We start from the raw sequence: 18,469 nt of genomic DNA, 5'->3' as shown, positions 1-18,469 counted from the left end.
AGAAATGAAAATTAATTGGAATTTCATAAAACTTGGGGCCTTACTGCTTGTAGTTACGGGTCTTTATGCATTTTCCAGTGCTAGGAACAAGCATAAAAAGATAGATAATATTGAAATTAAGTTTGTCGGCGATCAAAATCTTTACATGACCCAAGAGACGGTTAATAAATTGTTAATACAAAATTCTGGTGACCTTAGAAACCTGCCGAAAGAAGATATAGTTTTGAATACTATAGAAAAAGCTATCGAAGCTAATGAAATGGTTAAAAATGCCCAAGTTTACCTAACGGTAAACGGGGATCTCGTGGCTAAAGTCATACAGCGTAAACCAATCGGAAGAGTTGAGGGAGTTGCAAAGTTTTATATTGATGAAGATGGGAAACCTATGCCATTTTCCAAATTCCATTCTGCGCGGGTACCAATAATTACAGGAATTGTAACCGATAAAAGTACTAAGGGAGTATACGATATTTTGACTTATATAAATTCTGATGAGTTCTTGAGAAAGAATATTATCGGCGTTCATATTACGGAGGAGGATAAGTATCAGTTGAAATTTAGGATGGAGAATTTTATAGTGGATTTAGGCAATGTAGAAGAATTGGAGAAGAAGTTCGGCAATTTTAAAGCTTTTTATACGAAAGCGAACAAGGACAATACGTTGAACGATTATAACAGGGTGAGTTTAGAATTTAATAACCAAGTAGTGTGTACCAAAATTTAAGATATGGAACAAGGTAATTATTCAGTTGGGTTGGATATTGGAACCACCAAAATTGTGGCCATTATTGGTAAGGAAAATGAATATGGCAAGATTGAAATCTTGGGTATAGGTAGATCTAAAAGTTTGGGAGTGCATCGAGGTGTGGTCAATAATATTACACAAACCATCAAGTCTATCCAACAAGCCGTGGAACTGGCCGAGGCCAATTCCGGTTTAAAGATCAGCTCGGTGGTAGTTGGTATCGCAGGACAGCATATTAGAAGCTTGCAACATAGCGATTATATAACGAGGGCGAAATCCGAAGAAGTGATCAATGAAGATGATGTGGAAAAGCTTTGTAATCAAGTTTATAAATTGGTTATGCTGCCCGGTGAGGAGATCATACATGTCCTGCCACAGGAATTCAAGATAGACGGACAGGCGGAGATAAAGCAGCCAATGGGGATGTATGGGGGAAGGCTTGAGGCCAATTTCCACGTAGTTGTGGGACAGGTTTCATCGATCCGTAATGTGGGAAGATGTATAAAGAGTGCAGGTCTTGATCTTGGAAATATAACCTTGGAACCATTGGCTTCGGCTAATGCGGTTTTAAGTCAGGAGGAGAAAGAGGCAGGTGTAGCATTGATCGATATAGGTGGTGGTACTACAGATTTGGCCATTTTCAAGGATGGGATTATCCGTCATACGGCCGTGATTCCCTTTGGAGGTAATGTAATCACAGAGGATATTAAGGAAGGTTGTTCCATTATTGAGAAGCAGGCAGAGCTTTTAAAGATCAAGTTTGGTTCGGCTTGGCCCGGAGAAAACAAGGATAATGAAATTGTTTCCATCCCTGGATTGAGAGGGCGTGAGCCGAAGGAAATTACCTTGAAAAATCTTTCGAAGATCATACATGCCAGAGTAGTGGAAATCGTGGAGCAGGTATATGTGGAGATCAAAAATTATGGGCACGACGAGCAAAAGAAAAAATTGATTGCAGGAATAGTGTTGACAGGTGGAGGAAGCCAGTTAAAACATCTTAAGCAATTGGTAGAATACATCACCGGAATGGATACTAGGATCGGCTACCCCAATGAACATTTGGCAGGCGATTCCGATGAGGAAATAGCCAGTCCGTTGTATGCCACTGCAGTGGGGCTGTTGATGAATGCAGTGCAGAACAAGGCCAAAGTGAGGGAGGCCGGTCGGGAAACTATAAACAAGGATGTGGACCATGATGTTTTTACAGGGGAGGATAACACCCAGACCAAAACGGCCCTAAAAAAGGAGCGTAAATCTATTTTTGACAAATGGTCCGAGAAATTGAAGGATTTCTTGGATAATGCGGAATAGATTAGAAAATAAGAACAGTATAGTAAACCAGTAAAATAAAAAATATGAGCAAGAACACTGAATTTGAAAGTATATCCTTTGATTTGCCCAAAAATCAAAGTAATGTAATTAAAGTCATAGGTGTTGGCGGTGGCGGTAGCAACGCTATTAATCACATGTTCCAGGCCGGTATTAACGGAGTGGATTTTGTGATTTGCAATACCGATTCGCAAGCCCTTCAAAATAGTCCCGTGCCCAATAAGATACAATTGGGAGTTTCGTTGACGGAAGGATTGGGCGCTGGTGCCAATCCTGAAGTAGGGGAACAGGCGGCTATTGAAAGTATGGAAGAGATCAAGCAAATGCTTGACACTACCACAAAGATGATCTTTATTACTGCCGGTATGGGCGGGGGAACAGGTACTGGTGCTGCCCCTGTCATTGCAAAAATGGCTAAGGAAATGGATGTTCTTACAGTGGGGATCGTTACCATGCCTTTTCAATTTGAAGGTAAAATGCGTTGCCAACAGGCTCAGTTGGGAATAGAAAAATTACGTGCCAATGTAGATTCCTTGATTGTTATCAATAATAATAAATTAAGGGAAGTATATGGTAATTTGGGATTCAAAGCTGGTTTTTCAAAAGCAGATGAAGTATTGGCCACTGCCGCTCGTGGTATTGCAGAGGTTATTACACATCACTATACTCAAAACATAGATTTACGTGACGCCAAGACTGTTTTGAGCAGTAGTGGTACGGCGATAATGGGATCGGCCATATCTTCGGGTTCTTCCAGGGCGCATGAGGCTATAATGAAGGCTTTGGATTCCCCCTTGCTGAACGACAATAAAATTACTGGTGCAAAGAATGTATTGCTGCTTATCGTTTCCGGTGCTCAGGAAATTACGATAGACGAAATAGGTGAAATAAATGACCATATTCAAAATGAGGCTGGTTTTGGAGCCAACATCATTATGGGGGTCGGTGAAGATGAGGGACTGGGCGAGGCGATCGCAGTTACGGTTATTGCCACGGGTTTTAATATAGATCAACAGGATGATATTGTAAATACGGAGTCAAAAAAGATCATTCATACGTTAGAAGATGAGCAACGCGCGGAGCACAATCTGACTCCAAAGAATGTTGTTCACCAGTTGGTCGAAGAAGAAGAGGAAATTAAGGCAACTCCGGTTAAACGCAACGTGGTGCAGGAGGAATCAAAAATGGATTTAATACCTACCACTAATTTTATTAGAAATTTTAATGTATTCTATGAGGAAGTAGTTGCGGAAAATGTGCAGGACGATTTTATTATAATAAATGCTTCCGATGAGATTAAGGATATAGAGGTGGTAGATCCCCGGGTAGTATCCAACAAGGATATTGAGGAAGATCAGTTCGAATTTAGTTTTGATATGCCTTTGGCCAAAAAACCTGTTGAGGAGGAAGAGGAAGCACAACATATTATCACCTTTGATCTGGATGAAGAGGTAAAGGATTTTGAAGTGAAGGATCATGTAGAGGTTATCCCTGTCATTGAGTACAATAAGAATGGAGAGAAACGTTATAGCTTGGACGATTATATGGAGTTGGAAAAGAAGCTTACCGGAGCTAAATCCAAGGCTGAAGAGTTTGAGCCCCGTATTGTTGAAGACGAGCTGATATTTGAAAAGCGTACCATTGCAAAACAGGATTCAAATCAGAACAGGGTTAATGTTGAAGACGAGGATCCTATTAACACCCCAATTGAAATACTGTTAAAGGAACGCGCAGACGAACGTCGGAGAAAGTTAAAGGACTTTAATTATAAATTCCAAAATAGCCTTAGCAATTTGGATGAAATATCCAAGCAACCGGCTTATAAGAGACAAGGGATAAACTTAAATGAAAACCCTAAGGAAAACAAAGTTTCCAGAACAAGCTTAAGTGAGGATAGTAATGACGATATTCAATTACGGTCCAATAACTCTTATTTACATGACAATGTAGACTAGTACTGTTCGCAGAACTATAAATCCTAAAGTTTAGACCCGAAAATAGCTTTTATTTTCGGGTTTATTTTTATCTTCGCAGGGCTAAAAAAAAGATATGGGTTTACAGCAGAGGGTAATGGAAGATATGAAGGCTGCAATGAAGGCCAAGGATACGGTGGCATTGGAGTCGTTACGAGCTATAAAATCAGCCTTATTGTTGGCGCAGACCGAAACAGGTCCAGGAGCGGAACTGTCGGAAGAAGATGAAATTAAGCTAGTTCAAAAATTGGTAAAGCAGCGCAAGGATAGTGCGGCTATCTATAAGGAGCAGGGACGCGAGGATCTGGCTGAACCAGAACTGGCACAAGCAGTGATCATCGAAAAATTCCTTCCAGAGCAATTGACCGAGGAAGAGATAGAAAAAGTAGTGGTGCAGACCATAGATGCCATTGGAGCTTCAGGGATGAAGGATATGGGAAAGGTAATGGGGATCGTTTCCCAGAAATTGGCCGGACAGGCAGATGGGAAGACTATATCTACTATTGTAAAAAAGAATTTAATGTAAATGTAGTCAGTTGCAGTTCATAGTGTATTTGTTTATAAAACTGCCTACCGTTACTGCCCACTGATAACTAAATAATGGCCCCGTGGCGCAACTGAATACCCGCCCGTGCCCGAACGTGGTAGGGAAGTTGTAATTGAATAATCGTTGGCACGTTCGGGCGGGGCGCATCAGATTTTATAGAGAATGTATAAGGTCTATGTAATATATAGTAGTAGTTTTGAAAGATATTATGTTGGGATTACGGATAATATAGAAGTTCGAATCAAGCAGCATAATTCAGGAAAGACAAAATCGACCAAGGCTTATGTACCTTGGGAAGTAATCCTGACGGAGGATTACGAAAACAGGTTGGCAGCTAGAGAACGAGAAAAGTATCTAAAATCGGCTGCAGGTAGACGTTGGAGAAAATTAAATATAAGGCCCCGTGGCGCAACTGAATAGCGCATCAGATTTCGGCTCTGAGGGTTGGGGGTTTGAATCCCTCCGGGGTCACGGATAAACCACAAAAAAGTGGTTGTGCAAGCGAGCTTCAAAAATGAAGCTCGCTTCTTTTTTGGAGTTCGGCGAAGCACGACTTTTTGTGGTTTTCAAAGCGGAGCTTTGAGGGAAGGGCGCAGCCAATCCCCGAGTTCCGGTATGTTCTGGGAAGTTTTGGGAAATGGTTGAAGCTCGCTTCTTTTTTGGAGTTCGGCGAAGCGCGACTTTTTGTGGTTTTCAAAGCGGAGCTTTGAGGGAAGGGCGTAGCCAATCCCTTTCTAGTCTGGTTTTTATAGCTAGATCAAAATGAAATACTCGGAAAATATTTCAAATACAGGTTTAGGGGAATTTACTCAGTAATCAACTAGATTACTTATCTTATGCTTCCAAAATAACAGTCATATGGGGAACCTTTTATTAAAGTGTATGGTCCTGGCCATATTGGGATTATCACTTTCTTGCAAAGAAAAGACGAAACCTGAATCCACTTCCAATGCCCCGCGCAACGAAAAACCCAACATCGTACTCATCTTGGCCGACGACCAAGGTTGGGGAGATTTGGGGATTTCCGGCAATACCAATCTGGCAACCCCGAATATAGATGCCATAGCCAAAAATGGGGTCACTTTTGATCATTTTTACGTAAGCCCGGTATGTTCTCCCACTAGGGCCGAACTTTTGACCGGCCGTTATTTTCCGAGGGTAGGGGTCTATTCCACTTCTTCAGGTGGTGAACGTCTAAATTTGGATGAAACCACCCTTGCAGAAGTTTTTAAACAGGCTGGATATACCACTGCTGCTTACGGAAAATGGCATAACGGCATGCAAGCTCCTTATCATCCCAATGCCAGGGGATTTGATGATTTTTATGGCTTCTGTTCCGGACATTGGGGCAATTATTTCAGTCCCATGTTGGAGCACAACGGGGAAATTGTAAAGGGAGACGGCTTTATCATAGACGATCTTACCAACAAAGGCTTGGATTTTATGGACAGGAACAAGGAAAGACCCTTTTTCTTGTACCTGCCATATAACACGCCCCATAGCCCCATGCAGGTGCCGGATGAGTATTGGAATAGGTTCAAGGATAAGGCGCTAAGCATGAAATATCATGGGGAGGAAGAGGAGAACGAGAACTTTACCAGGGCGGCCCTGGCCATGGTGGAAAATATAGATGACAATGTGGGTAGGGTGTTAGACAAACTAAGGGACCTGCAATTGGTGGAAAATACTATTGTAATATACTTGTCGGACAACGGACCTAACGGATGGCGATGGAATGCCGGAATGCGTGGCAGAAAGGGATCTACCGATGAGGGCGGGGTACGATCCCCCTTGGTCATGCAATGGAAGAACAAACTACCTCAAGGCAAGCATATTTCAGAAATAGCAAGTTCTATAGATATATTGCCCACTTTATCTGATTTGGCCCAAATTGAGGTGAATACCTTGAAGCCTTTGGACGGTAAAAGCTTAAAGCCGCTATTGATGGACAATAGCCCGTCCTGGGATGCTAGGGTAGTATATAACCATTGGAACGGGAGTACAAGTATCCGAACGCAAAATTATCGCTTGGACAGTAAGGACAGACTCTATGATATGAAGATGGATGGGGGACAGACTACAGACCTTTCTGGGAAACTGCCACAACTCACAGATTCTTTGAAACTATTAAAAAGCGATTGGTTACAAGAAGTAATGCCAAAATCCAAAGAGACAGAGGATCGGCCTTTTACTTTGGGCCATCCTGATTTTGTGTATACCCAGATTCCTGCTAGGGACGGGGTAGCACATGGTAATATAGACCGGAGTAACAGGCATCCCAACGATACCTTTTTTACCAACTGGAAAAGTACAGAGGATAGCATAAGCTGGGATGTGGAGGTATTGGCCGATGGGGAATTTGAAGTAGAACTTTATTATACTGTTAAAGAACAGGACTTAGGGTCTGAATTTGAATTGCGCTTAGGGGAAAGTTCCTTAAAGGCAACCATAACCACAGCACATGACCCACCACTAGTTGGGGCAGAACGGGATCGTGGCCCCAGAATTGAATCCTATACCAAGGACTTTATACCTATGGATCTAGGGAAAATTAGCTTGAAAAAGGGTAGGGGCAAACTAGTGCTCAAAGCGCTAAAAATACCGGGGGAGGAAGTTATGGATATGCGATTGTTACTTTTTAAGAGGGTGATATGATGTTGAAAGAGAACTTCACGTTGTCAGATACCTTCACTCGCAATTTTGCGTACCCTTTTAAATCCAAAAAGGTTTCTATAAGCAACTCCAATATTTCTATCTTTCCAAACATTTTTCAGTAAAACGATATCTTTGGTTTTATACAATGCAGGGTAGCAAAATACACAGTATTATTCTGTGGAAACCCTTGGGAAATTATCGGGAGGGGAACTGCATTATTACTACTAAAAGGTAGTTATTGGTTACAATTTCCTGAACTAAAGTTTTCATAATAAGCATTAAACCTAACGGAAGGCTGTTTAGTTACCCCGTGGTAATTTGCTAACTAAAGGTAATTACTTTTGGCTAGGTATGCCAAGGTCATATTTGGTTCAGAAATTAGTTCTATTCCTTAATCGAGTGAGTATTTTCTATTGTTCAAAGTTAAAAGTCATCTATAAATTCATTTCGGTCATTGATTGCGATTTTCGTTCTTTTATAGGCAAAGGAATAGTTTGTATTAGAGCCCGTTTCATCTTTACGGCAAGCAAAAGATAAGTCCGAACAGCAGACCTAATATTAAGAGTCTTGTTTTCAACACCATTTTTATTGCAGTATTTATATTACTTACCGCTAACGACATCCCCTTCACAACGAACTAAATTGGGTACCACATCAATATCTACCGTACCTCCCATATCCGTATCTAGGTCACAGATACATTGCTTCAAGGCTTCCAAGGCAGGGTTCCCTAATAAGCCTAAATGCTCTAGATTCGTTGCCTCCGTAGAACAACCGACGGATGGGGTATTGTCCCCGGAAGCTATGTAGGGCACATGGTTGAACTGACTCAAATTATTATCATTCAAGTATAACTCTTTCAAATTAACCAGTTGCCGCATCTCGGAGGGCAGACTGCTGATGTTGTTTTTGGTCAAAGACAGGGTTCGTAGACTGCTCAATTGCCCGATCTCTGAAGGCAGGCTGCTGAGGTCGTTAAAATCCAGAAACAGACCTTCCAGATTACTCAATTGGCCGATTTCAGGGGGTAGACTTGACAAATAATTGTCTTGTAAGCCCAAGATTTCTAAACTGCTCAATTGCCCGATTTCGGGAGGCAGGTTGTCGAGTTTATTATTAGTCAAATTCAGAAATCGTAAACTACTCAGTTGTCCGAATTCTGGGGGCAGGCTGTTGAGGCTATTGCTGGAGAAAGTCAAGGTTTCCAAACTGCTTAAATGCCCGATTTCTTTGGGCAGGCTACTTAATTCGTTCAAATTCAGATCTAGAAATTGCAAATTACTTAATTGTCCAATTTCAGGGGGCAGGCTATGTAGGTCATTATGATTCAGAAGCAAAGTTCCCAAATAACTCAATTGGCCGATCTCAGGGGGTACAATCGCAATGTTTTTTTTAAATAAATTTATTTCAACTATTAAGCCATTTTCATCCAGGGTCACCTCTTCCCAATCGTTGAGGTCATCTATTTCTTTCCAATCCAAGGTACTATTAGGGTTGGCAGCGGTAATACGCAGTAAAATCTCTTTTTGGCTCAGAGCTACCTCTACAGTTGTTAGGTAGGTGCGGCTGGTACCATCCTCGGCGGTAACGGTATAGTTGATGGGGGTGCTAAAGTCTTGCGGGCCCAAGGGTTCGTAAACCGCCGCATCGGGGATCTCCAATACGGGCTCCAAAGCGGTTATTTCGGTACCACTGGGCATTTTTGTGGCAATGGCCTTGGCTTGCTCGTCAATTTCCCCTGGAATATCAACCTTAACCCCATTGTTGTCGATACCCGTAAAACGAAAGTCTGTAATCTGTTTCTCGCTACTTTTTACTGTTTCTGGTATGGGCTTCTGTTGTTTTACGGGTTCTTTGATAGACGTTGGTTCGTCTTTACTGCAGGCAAAAAATAACCCTAGCAGTATTGCTAAAAAAAAGAGTTTTGTTTTCATAACGTATGTTTTTAGTTATTAATATTGACGTTCGTATTTAAAGTAATTGGAATTCCTTTTTTTATTGTTTGATAAACGATACAACTCCTTTTTGCTCCTTTTATCAGGGTATTTAGTAGCTTTTCATTTGTGTTTTTTGCGACAATCAATGCATCTATATGCATAGATTGAAACCCGACTGGAACAGATCTCTCTATCATTAATGTTCCCCTGACATCTACTTGGGCAGTTGCTTTTATTGTTGTTTCAAGGAGTTCTATTCCCAGCTTGTTGGAAATCATTCTAAGGGTGCTCTCAAAACAAGAAGCCAAGGAGGCGCAGAGCATATCGCCAGGATTAGGAAAATCGTGATCACCACCAACAGCTTTATGAACTCCAATTTTGAATGGAACTTTCATTTTGTCATTGATGGAAACCGTTGTTCTGAATGGATCCTGTAAGTTTATTCCAATAACCTCTGCGGAATCTGTTATCCAAGCAGATATCGGATTTTTTTGATATTCTTCGTGAAGAGTTAAATGTCTTTGATGTACGACAGATTTTTTTTTCTTTGATTGAAGATTGCTGGATGGAAATGGCTGACTTTGCATACAATTAATTTTTGTAATTAACGTATACAAAGGACTGATTTTAAGTTTTAGTCGAGATTTCTTAAAAGCTCAAATAATGTTCTAAAAAGTCCAAGGAATAAAATTATAATTCCTTTTTAAGGGCTTTAAATTTATTGGGAGTTAGCTTGACTTTCTTTTTGAAAGCTTGAATAAAATGCGAATTGTTTTTAAACCCGCATTCATAACCAATTTCACTTACGGTAAGATTGGTGCCTACTAGCAGCATTTTGGAGTGCTCCAATCTTTTATTGATTAGCCACCTACTAGGTGTAGTGTTAAAACACTCTTTAAACTCACGTTTAAAGGAGGATAAGCTTTTGCCACAAAGTTTGGCAAAATCAGCTATTTTTAAATCATACTGAAAATTTTCGATCATTATATTTTCAATATCGGTTTTTGTGTTCTGTGTTATTGAATTAAAGAATAAAAGCAGTTCTTTATTATTTGAATCCAGCACTATATTAAAAAGTAGTTCCTTAAATTTAATTTCCACTAGTTCCTTTGGAATGTCTTCTCCTTGTCCTAAATAATGGAATATACTTTCTATTATTGTTTTAAACGCATCATTTGTAGTAATGTCGAAAATTTGATTATACTCCCTCAAGGAATTTGATTCTCTTTTAAAAGATGGATTCTCTGTAATAAATCTTTTGATGAATTTGTCATTGATGAAGAATAGCATTACACAATAATCACTGTCTAAATATTGCCTGGTCGTATAAACTCCTTTTCTTATAAACAGCGTGTCTCCCGCAGTAAGTTTATGTGTTTTTTTTGAGGTAATCCAATCTTTTTTGCCGCTTATGACATAGGTGATTAAATGATTTTCCACCCACAATTGATATTCTTCAATATTGAGAGGACATTTGTATTCTACGAACAAAAAATCATTTCCAACAAGCTTATTGAATTTTGGATGATTTTTAAAGTATTCGTATGCGTTAACCACTCTGTTGTTTTTGATTTTTAAATTATTAGGTAAAAAACGGATATTGTTATAAGTTGCTATCTTCCCATTTTCGCACTAATATAATAAATCTTTTGTTCCAATTTTTCAATTCAATAGGGAAGAAACCCTATGCCGCCACAAGCGTCCTTTTTGGGCTGTTCTGATATGGATGATTAGTAAAACCTAGGGGAAACCCTAGTAGAGTGTTTACAAAATTGAGGCAGGCTAGGTGTAAAAAAACGAATGGATCAATGGTTGTGTTGTTGATGATACCGAAGCTCCGAGTGTCTGGTAAATTTAAATGGCAGCACTGAATTTTTAGGAAATAGCTCTTTTGGCACGAGCGTAACGCCCGTCTGACTAAGGCAGGCCTGTCTAACGGTTAGGTAGGCTCGCACCAGCAGGGAGATTTTCTCTGGTAGGCTAGCACAAGCAATTGACCCTATACGGTGTTATTGGCATTAGTTTTGCCTATACCATTGTAAACATTTGGATTGTGCTTCTCCATATAAAATTCAGGATTGGGCAATTTTGTAAATCCAAATTTTTTATAAAGCCATTCGGCTGTATCTGTTAATAATATCCATCGTCTCAACCCTTGAAGATTAGGATGTTGCATTATTTCATTTATGAGCCATTTACTTAAACCTTTCCCTCTAAATTCTTTTAAAACAAAAACATCGCCTAAATAAGCAATAGTTGAATAGTCGGAAATTATTCTGGCATATCCTACTTGCTGGTGTTTATAATAAAGCCCAAAATTCAAAGAATTTTCAATAGATACTTTTAGGGTATTTAATGGAATTCCGTAGCTCCAGTCCGCTTCGTTTGAAAGGAATTTGTGAATACTGGAAATATCCAATTTATTCTTGTCAGTTGAAATGGTGTATTCTTTTTTATGTGATTCTATAATTTTCAATTCAGTCTTTCTTTTAAATTAATGCTAACGTACGGATTTATGATCCAATACCCATATTCTCTTTTTACTCGATAATCGAGATTAAAATGCTCCGACGCTTGCCAGCCCGTACCATTCAGGCGGGCGTCGAAATCTAAAATCAGGGTTCTTTCAATGTTTCGCGGGCTTGCCCCGAGTTAGTTTACTTGTCTAAGTTAATAAATCTTTTCCTTCATAAGTTTCCGTTCGGGAGTTGGAAATTTGTGTGCTTTAATGCTTCACCGAATAATCTTTATGGATATTCTTAAGTCCCGTTTTGGCTACTTTTAGCGCCCTTAGTGTGTTTTTGGATTTTTGGGAATGGGCTTCCATTCTTTCCAGTACATTCTTTAGGGTTTTGGTGGCTTCCACTATAAAAGGCCCCTTGTTGAGCATTACACATTCCGCCTGGGCACTAATGGTGGCATCCGAAATTTCCGCTCTGGTAGCCATGCCCTTTTTGGCCATGGTATCCAACACCTGGGTAGCCCAGATGACGGGTATCTGTGCGGCCTCGCACAACCATAGTATTTGGTTCTGTACTTCGGAAATACGTTCAAAACCAATCTCCACTGCCAAATCGCCCCTAGCGATCATAACGCCTATTTTTGGTCTTTTCATGGCACTGAAGAGTATGGAGGGTAAATTCTCGAACGCAGCCCTGTTCTCTATCTTAAAAACAACCCCGGAATCCATATCCCCCAATTTGTCCAATTCCTCATAGAGGATGGCCACATCGTTGGCATTTCGTACAAAGGAATAGCCCATAAGGTCTGCATGGGCACTTATGAAGGGCAGGAGTTGTACATCTTCCGGAGTTAGGGAGGGCAGGTTGAGATGGGTAGACGGTAAATTGATGCCTTTTCCTGGCCTCAATTTTTTCTTATGGGATTTTCTTACCACCAGTGATGCGGTTTCCTCATGGAGGCTAACTACTTTGGCCTCTATGGTACCATCATCAAAAAACACGGCCTGTCCTTTTTTGAGATCATCAATAATCTGCGGTAGGGAAACTTCTACCAGGATTTTTTCCGAAGGAGTGCTTTTCTTTTTATTTTTTCCTGAAATAAGCGGGGAGCTGACCTTTATCAATAGCAATTTATCTCCCTTACCTATTTTTACGAAGGGTACGGTTTCCAGTTTTTTTCCAGTATCCGATTTAAGATATATATTGCTGATTCTAATTTTTGGCCCCGGTAGGTCCATATAAATATGGATAGGGAGTGCACTATCTTTGGAAACGGCTTTTATTTTACTTAGGATTTTTTTCCAAAGCGCTTCACTCCCATGACTTAGGTTTAAACGGGCAGTGCCCATACCTGCAGAATGCAATTTTTTAAGTAGTTTTTTGTCGGTTGCAGCTTCATCGGGCATAGTGACCATTATTTCGGTGTCCCTTTCCCCACGATCGGAGGCAAAGAGGTCATTGGCATGATCCATCAATAAATGCTTACTTCCTGTATACCCAAGGGCTTCGAGGTCGGTATCCCTTTTCCAAGTTTTTCCGTTCAGTAATTTAACCAATTTAAGGGCGTTGGAGATATTTTCATAAACGTATCCGGCCCCTGTGCCCAAAGAGGATATCCCCAATTCGGATAGGTCGCTCTGTAATTTGCGTATGTCCACACTGCGGAGCAGTAAATAGCGATATAGGTTCTTGGCACTTGACCTATATTGTGGATGAACCGAAGCGGCTATGCTATCCGCGGTGGACTCATGTTTTAAAAGTGTTTCATATATATTTTCGAGTTCCCTTTCCAGTTTTTGTGGGTCCATATCGCGTCTTTTATAAATAATTACTAAGCCTTTACTTACTAAGTTAATTAGAATACTCCGACGCTTGTTTGCCCTTTCCGTTCAAGGGGGCGTCGAAATGTTATTAGTGGTGTCGAATCAATCTCGAAAGTTAGGTGTAAACTAGAAAAAAAGATTAGACTATTCTAGAATTCATGTTCTGTTCATTTTTTGCATCACCCAAAAAACGAACCAAAAAACGCTAGGCTGATTTTAAATTTCTTTAAATCTACGTACTTTCCACGGCCGCACCGCCCAGGCCGCTTTCACTTAGGTGAAATGCTCTTTGGACGGCTTCCATAAACCAATGTAGAAACCACTTGATTTAAGATGAAATTGAAAATAGGCCGGTCCTTTGTTCCGTCAACCGTCATGTGAGGATAAATCATTTTCTGTTATTAAATACCTTTGAGCATTGTCCTCAAAGTCTATGGTTTGTTCGTTCTTCTTCCGTCGTGGAGATGGCATGGCCGTAAAGAATTATTGAAGCCTTGGAAATAATTTAGGCCATGGCATCGGTCCATTAAATCCCGAGATTTTATGGACCACCTAGTGAAGAAGGGTCTTTTCTATTGTTTCGTTTTTTTTGGACAAGCAAAGAAAATGAAAGAATAATTTCAAATTAAGTTTTAATCGATTCATTACAATAAATAAACATGAAATTAAAAAGCATAAAAAATTATATTAATCCCAATTTTTTGCAAAAACATATCATTTAAGAATTATCCATTATTTGCATAATTTTTCAAATTCCAAAACTAAGTAGGTTGGTAGTTTCCTTCCGATGTCTAATGCGCTTACCCTAAAGGAATTGACTTTGTAAATTTACCCAAAAAACCAGGGTTATTTCTGATGGAAAACACAAATTGAAGTTAAAATTTGGACTAAAAAAAGGGCAATACTCCAAGGCATTGCTATGCACATAAGGGTATTGCCCAATAGAATATATGTCAAATGGCAATCCCTATGGAGTTATGGTAACTTCCAAGGGATTTTGGATCTGTTCGGAAAAGGCATTTAAATACTGCTCCCATTCCTGTTTGTTATTAAATTGCCCACTTTTTTTCCATCCAAAGCCGGCGTAGTAGGTTACTTCCTTGTCTTTAACTTTTAAATGGGCATAGGCATTGCTCAAGTCCTTTGTTTCAACATCGTACTTTTCAAAACCGATAAAAGTATTGGTAGGAGCAAGGATAGCCGTGCCCAATTCGGAATCCCCATGGGGCTGCCAGTAGCTTACCCATCCCTTTTCGGTATTCCCGCTAACTTCGCCGTCTTTTTCGTGCAGGGTGAGTCCGGCGTAAATATCATCTACACCCTCCAAGGTGATATTGAATTTGGATAAATTCTGCCCTAGGTCCAAGCTTATAACTCTGGATTCTTTGATGGTTTGTCCATTAGCGTCCCAGGCTGCGTATTCCAAATAAAAGCTGGTCCTTATGGGGCCGGTGGTAATGGTGCGCCATTTCGTATAGTTTTTGGAATAGTAGTAGGTAGTGTCCACTTTGGCAGCAATACCTCCAACACCACGACTGGCGCCTACGTGAAAATCGTCCAGGCCTTCGCCTGTATCCTTGTGGTAACTACTGACTCCGCTTAATTCCTCTTTATACCATTTGTCAATTATGGGGTAGTCTACCCGCTTCAACCAAGCATCGACACCGCTGGACAAGGTGCCGCCAGGAACTTTGTCCTCTATCATTTTTTGTGCGGTTGGGCCATAGACCCTAAAGGCCACTTTATTGTTTTCCCAGGTGTAATCATCTGTACGTTCTGGAACAAACCTGGAGTAGCACAAGACCTCGGCTGAGGGGTTTTCTCCCGGTTCTACTGTAACTACTTCAAACTTACTTTCCCCCTTCGCCGCTATTTTGGGTTGAAAAAGGATCATATCCATAGTGCCATCGCCATCATTATCTACCGTTTGGACAACTTCAAGGGTATTGGTTTCCTTGTTCTTAATGCCAACAGAGGATAGATCTTCCACCTTCAACATATCCTTGGTGAGCTCTACGGTCTCCGTTGTCCTCTCTTGGTCCAGAACATTTTTTACCGTAATAATGGTGGGTGTTTCCTTTTCGGAACAGGAAACGGACAGCATGGCCATTATAAAAAATAGAACTGATTTATAAAGTGATTTCATAACCGCTTTTTTAATTTTCATTGGCTGGTTTTCCAATGGTGGCCAATATGCCTCCATCCACATAAACTATTTGTCCGTTTACGAAATTGCTGGCCTTGGAACTCAGAAATATGGCCGCTCCTTGTAGGTCATCCGGATCTCCCCATTTACCTGCAGGGGTTCTGCCCACTATAAAATCATTGAAGGGGTGCCCATCTATCCTTATAGGGGCGGTCTGTGCAGTGGCGAAATAACCTGGTCCAATACCATTGACCTGAATATTGTGTTTGGCCCATTCGGTAGCCATGTTGCGGGTAAGCATTTTTAATCCTCCTTTAGCAGCTGCATAGGCGCCTACGGTGTTTCTGCCCAATTCGCTCATCATGGAACAAATGTTGATGATCTTGCCTTCCTTTCTGGACATCATGCTCTTAACTACATGTTTGGATACTATAAACGGACTCACCAAATCAACTTTTACTACTGCTTCAAAATCGGCGACCTCCATTTCCTCCAAGGGAATTCTTTTGATGATCCCGGCATTGTTTACCAAAATATCTATATGCCCTACCTCTTTTTCAATTTTGGATATATTTTCCATGACCTTGGCTTCATTGGTTACATCAAAGAGGTAGCCATGGGCGTTTAACCCCAAAGCCTTGTATTCGGCAACGGCATTGTCCAATTTTTCCTGGGAGGAAGCCCCATTAATGACCAAGGTGGCACCAGCATTGCCCAGGCCAATAGCCATGGCTTTTCCAAGACCGTGTGTAGCCCCCGTAATCAGGGCTGTTTTTCCTGTTAAATCAAATAGGTTCAATGACATTTTTGTGTTTTATTAGAATTATTTTAAGTCTTTTATTTTGCAGTGGTCCATATCGCCATAATCCAGGTTTTCACCTGCCATTCCCCATATAAAGGTGTAATTGCTGGTTCCGGATCCGGAGTGTATGGACCATGGAGGCGAAATTACCGCTTCATTGTTGGCCATCCAGATATGCCTGGTTTCTTGAGGTTGACCCATAAAATGGCATACAGCCTGCTCTTCGGGAACCTCAAAATAGAAATAGACTTCCATTCTTCTGTCGTGTACATGTGCTGGCATAGTATTCCAAACACTGCCCGGTTTTAATTCGGTCATTCCCATCTGAACCTGACAGGTCTCTACCAGACTGTTTACGATCAATTTTCTGATGGTTCTGGCATTGGCTGTTTCCATAGATCCCATTTCCACGATCTCTGCATCCGCCCTGCTTATTTTTTTTGTAGGGAATACCTTGTGGGCAGGGGTGGAATTCAAATAAAATTTGGCAGGCTTATCGGCACTTTCACTGCTGAAGCTAACCTCCTTGTTCTCCTTACCAATATACAGGGCCTCTTTATAGTCCAGATCATATTTCTGACCATTAACGGTTACAGAACCAGCTCCTCCGACATTGATGATGCCGATCTCCCTTCGCTCCAAAAAATAATCCGATTTTAATGGGTCTATAGTGGCTAGTTGTAATGGGGTTTTAACGGGTACGGCCCCTCCAACGATATATCTGTCAAAATGGGTGTACACCAAATTGATGGTGTCCGCTTCCAGTAAATTTTGGATTAGGAACTCTTTTCTCAGTTCTTCTGTGGTCAACGCTTTGGTCTCCTTGGGAGAGCAGGCATATCTCACTTCGTAATTGTTTTTCATGATTTTAAATATCTAATTATTAGTTTACTATATCTGGGCGATGTTGTAGTTAAAATGTAAATATATTAAAAATCTACCGAAATACAATCGATTGTATTTATGAATATGTATCTTTGGTAAAGTCAAGTTACCCATTATTTGTGGAAAATAAAACAACTATACACGATATTGCCAAGACTTTGAAGATAGATGCCTCTACTGTTTCGCGGGCGTTGAACAATAGCCCAAGGGTGAGCCAGAAGACCAAGGACAGGATAATGGCCAAGGCAAATGAATTGGGATATCAACGCAATCTACTGGCTTCAAATCTTCGTAAAAGCGTAACCAATACCATTGGGGTAATTGTGCCAAGAATATCCCGTCACTTCTTTTCCTCCGTAATTTCGGGTATAGAGGAAACCGCCTATGATTCGGGATATAATGTTATGATATGTCAGTCCTTGGAACAGTTGAAACGGGAACGCAAACTTGTGGAGACCCTTTTGGCCAATAGGGTGGACGGGGTGTTGTTGTCTGTTTCCATGGAAACGGATGAATTCGACCATTTGTTGAACATGAAGAACAATGGTACCCCATTTCTATTTTTTGACAGGCATTGTGAGATTGAGGGTGTCAGCAGTGTGCTGATCGATGACTTTCAAGGTGGGTTCGATGCTACCGAGCATTTAATTCTAAACGGATGCAAAAATATAGGGCATTTTTCCGGGCCCCAAGAATTGGCCATTTACAGAAATAGGACCGCTGGGTATAGAAAGGCCTTGGAAAAACACAAAATTCCATATAGACCGGAACTACTAATACGTTCCGGCCTCATGGAAAATGATGGGGTAGAAGGAGCAAAAACCTTACTTTCCTTGCCCTACAAGTTAGATGGGTTGTTTTCTGCCAATGATATTGCGGCCATAGGTGCTATGAAATATTTTAAGAATGAAGATGTAAAAGTACCGGATGATATAGCCATTGTAGGGTTTAGTAACGAGCCTGTTTCCGGGATAATAGATCCCTCCTTGACCACCATTGATCAGCCGGGTTTTCAAATTGGGCAAATAGCCACAAAGTTATTGTTGGATGAAATAAGCAGGGCACCCAATTCCAATGCCGCCATGGCCAAAACAACAATTTTAAAGTCGTCCTTAATTGAACGTGATTCCTCTAGGAATATTAGCCATTAACTCTGAATTCTAGC

At 40.7% G+C, this 18,469-nt stretch carries 15 protein-coding genes and 1 tRNA gene; 8 read left to right on the top strand and 8 right to left on the bottom strand.

The features are described from left to right. The first annotated feature begins 4 nt into the window (after positions 1–4). The 7 genes from MWU84_RS05815 to MWU84_RS05785 all read left to right on the top strand — a co-directional run bounded on the left by MWU84_RS05815 (position 5) and on the right by MWU84_RS05785 (position 7,249). A complete protein-coding gene (locus MWU84_RS05815) occupies positions 5–724 on the top strand; it encodes a cell division protein FtsQ/DivIB (RefSeq protein WP_246899350.1) in 720 nt (239 codons plus the stop codon). A gap of 3 nt (positions 725–727) precedes the next feature. Continuing rightward, a complete protein-coding gene (ftsA, locus tag MWU84_RS05810; RefSeq protein WP_246899347.1) occupies positions 728–2,056 on the top strand; it encodes a cell division protein FtsA in 1,329 nt (442 codons plus the stop codon). Positions 2,057–2,100: 44 nt separating this feature from the next. Beyond that, a complete protein-coding gene (gene ftsZ / locus MWU84_RS05805) occupies positions 2,101–4,029 on the top strand; it encodes a cell division protein FtsZ (protein ID WP_246899344.1) in 1,929 nt (642 codons plus the stop codon). Positions 4,030–4,123: 94 nt separating this feature from the next. Then, positions 4,124–4,573 (top strand): GatB/YqeY domain-containing protein, encoded by a 450-nt coding sequence (locus MWU84_RS05800; protein WP_246899341.1) that lies wholly within the window; start codon positions 4,124–4,126, stop codon positions 4,571–4,573. 183 nt (positions 4,574–4,756) lie between these two features. Further along, positions 4,757–5,014: a GIY-YIG nuclease family protein gene (locus MWU84_RS05795; RefSeq protein WP_142189782.1), complete on the top strand. Its 258-nt coding sequence runs from the start codon at positions 4,757–4,759 to the stop codon at positions 5,012–5,014. After that, positions 4,992–5,065: transfer RNA gene (locus MWU84_RS05790), tRNA-Arg, on the top strand. Before MWU84_RS05795 ends, MWU84_RS05790 begins: the two co-directional genes overlap by 23 nt. Before the next feature lie 387 nt (positions 5,066–5,452). Further along, the gene (locus MWU84_RS05785; protein WP_246899339.1) at positions 5,453–7,249 is read left to right on the top strand and encodes an arylsulfatase; all 1,797 of its coding nucleotides are present in this window, start codon (positions 5,453–5,455) and stop codon (positions 7,247–7,249) included. Positions 7,250–7,851: 602 nt separating this feature from the next. On the opposite strand, the gene MWU84_RS05780 is transcribed toward MWU84_RS05785, so the two are convergent. From MWU84_RS05780 to kduI, 8 genes are all read right to left on the bottom strand, one after another. After that, on the bottom strand, positions 7,852–9,183 hold the full coding sequence (locus tag MWU84_RS05780; protein WP_246899337.1) for a leucine-rich repeat domain-containing protein: 1,332 nt from the start codon (positions 9,181–9,183) through the stop codon (positions 7,852–7,854). Between the two features lie 11 nt (positions 9,184–9,194). Then, positions 9,195–9,773 (bottom strand): OsmC family protein, encoded by a 579-nt coding sequence (locus MWU84_RS05775; RefSeq protein ID WP_246899335.1) that lies wholly within the window; start codon positions 9,771–9,773, stop codon positions 9,195–9,197. Positions 9,774–9,876: 103 nt separating this feature from the next. Next, the gene (locus MWU84_RS24400) at positions 9,877–10,743 is read right to left on the bottom strand and encodes an AraC family transcriptional regulator (RefSeq protein ID WP_246899332.1); all 867 of its coding nucleotides are present in this window, start codon (positions 10,741–10,743) and stop codon (positions 9,877–9,879) included. A gap of 442 nt (positions 10,744–11,185) precedes the next feature. Beyond that, on the bottom strand, positions 11,186–11,662 hold the full coding sequence (locus tag MWU84_RS05765) for a GNAT family N-acetyltransferase (RefSeq protein WP_246899330.1): 477 nt from the start codon (positions 11,660–11,662) through the stop codon (positions 11,186–11,188). 249 nt (positions 11,663–11,911) lie between these two features. After that, positions 11,912–13,456, bottom strand: coding sequence for a pyruvate kinase (locus MWU84_RS05760; protein ID WP_246899327.1), 1,545 nt, complete (start codon positions 13,454–13,456; stop codon positions 11,912–11,914). Between the two features lie 982 nt (positions 13,457–14,438). Next, on the bottom strand, positions 14,439–15,617 hold the full coding sequence (locus MWU84_RS05755; RefSeq protein ID WP_246899324.1) for a DUF4861 family protein: 1,179 nt from the start codon (positions 15,615–15,617) through the stop codon (positions 14,439–14,441). 10 nt (positions 15,618–15,627) lie between these two features. Then, complete coding sequence (locus MWU84_RS05750) at positions 15,628–16,422, bottom strand: gluconate 5-dehydrogenase (RefSeq protein ID WP_246899322.1); 795 nt, start codon at positions 16,420–16,422, stop codon at positions 15,628–15,630. Between the two features lie 18 nt (positions 16,423–16,440). Beyond that, positions 16,441–17,283, bottom strand: a complete 843-nt coding sequence (kduI, locus tag MWU84_RS05745; RefSeq protein ID WP_246899320.1) for a 5-dehydro-4-deoxy-D-glucuronate isomerase — start codon at positions 17,281–17,283, stop codon at positions 16,441–16,443. A 140-nt stretch (positions 17,284–17,423) separates the two neighbouring features. Here kduI and MWU84_RS05740 point away from each other — a divergent pair, with 140 nt between their 5' ends. Further along, the gene (locus MWU84_RS05740; RefSeq protein ID WP_246899318.1) at positions 17,424–18,455 is read left to right on the top strand and encodes a LacI family DNA-binding transcriptional regulator; all 1,032 of its coding nucleotides are present in this window, start codon (positions 17,424–17,426) and stop codon (positions 18,453–18,455) included. The last annotated feature ends 14 nt before the right edge of the window (positions 18,456–18,469 follow it).

The organism is Arenibacter sp. F20364 (assembly GCF_023015905.1).
Lineage (GTDB): Bacteria > Bacteroidota > Bacteroidia > Flavobacteriales > Flavobacteriaceae > Arenibacter.
The sequence above is the reverse complement of the archived record's forward strand: the minus strand, read 5'-3'. Positions and strand labels throughout refer to the sequence as shown.

Bases quoted from the DNA above. Each gene is read 5' to 3' on its own strand.
- MWU84_RS05775 (WP_246899335.1), bottom strand. From the start codon at position 9,773: ATGCAAAGTCAGCCATTTCCATCCAGCAATCTTCAATCAAAGAAAAAA.
- MWU84_RS05785 (WP_246899339.1), top strand. From the start codon at position 5,453: ATGGGGAACCTTTTATTAAAGTGTATGGTCCTGGCCATATTGGGATTA.
- MWU84_RS05750 (WP_246899322.1), bottom strand. From the start codon at position 16,422: ATGTCATTGAACCTATTTGATTTAACAGGAAAAACAGCCCTGATTACG.
- MWU84_RS05800 (WP_246899341.1), top strand. From the start codon at position 4,124: ATGGGTTTACAGCAGAGGGTAATGGAAGATATGAAGGCTGCAATGAAG.
- MWU84_RS05755 (WP_246899324.1), bottom strand. From the start codon at position 15,617: ATGAAATCACTTTATAAATCAGTTCTATTTTTTATAATGGCCATGCTG.
- MWU84_RS05815 (WP_246899350.1), top strand. From the start codon at position 5: ATGAAAATTAATTGGAATTTCATAAAACTTGGGGCCTTACTGCTTGTA.
- MWU84_RS05780 (WP_246899337.1), bottom strand. From the start codon at position 9,183: ATGAAAACAAAACTCTTTTTTTTAGCAATACTGCTAGGGTTATTTTTT.
- ftsZ (WP_246899344.1), top strand. From the start codon at position 2,101: ATGAGCAAGAACACTGAATTTGAAAGTATATCCTTTGATTTGCCCAAA.
- MWU84_RS05795 (WP_142189782.1), top strand. From the start codon at position 4,757: ATGTATAAGGTCTATGTAATATATAGTAGTAGTTTTGAAAGATATTAT.
- MWU84_RS05760 (WP_246899327.1), bottom strand. From the start codon at position 13,456: ATGGACCCACAAAAACTGGAAAGGGAACTCGAAAATATATATGAAACA.
- ftsA (WP_246899347.1), top strand. From the start codon at position 728: ATGGAACAAGGTAATTATTCAGTTGGGTTGGATATTGGAACCACCAAA.
- kduI (WP_246899320.1), bottom strand. From the start codon at position 17,283: ATGAAAAACAATTACGAAGTGAGATATGCCTGCTCTCCCAAGGAGACC.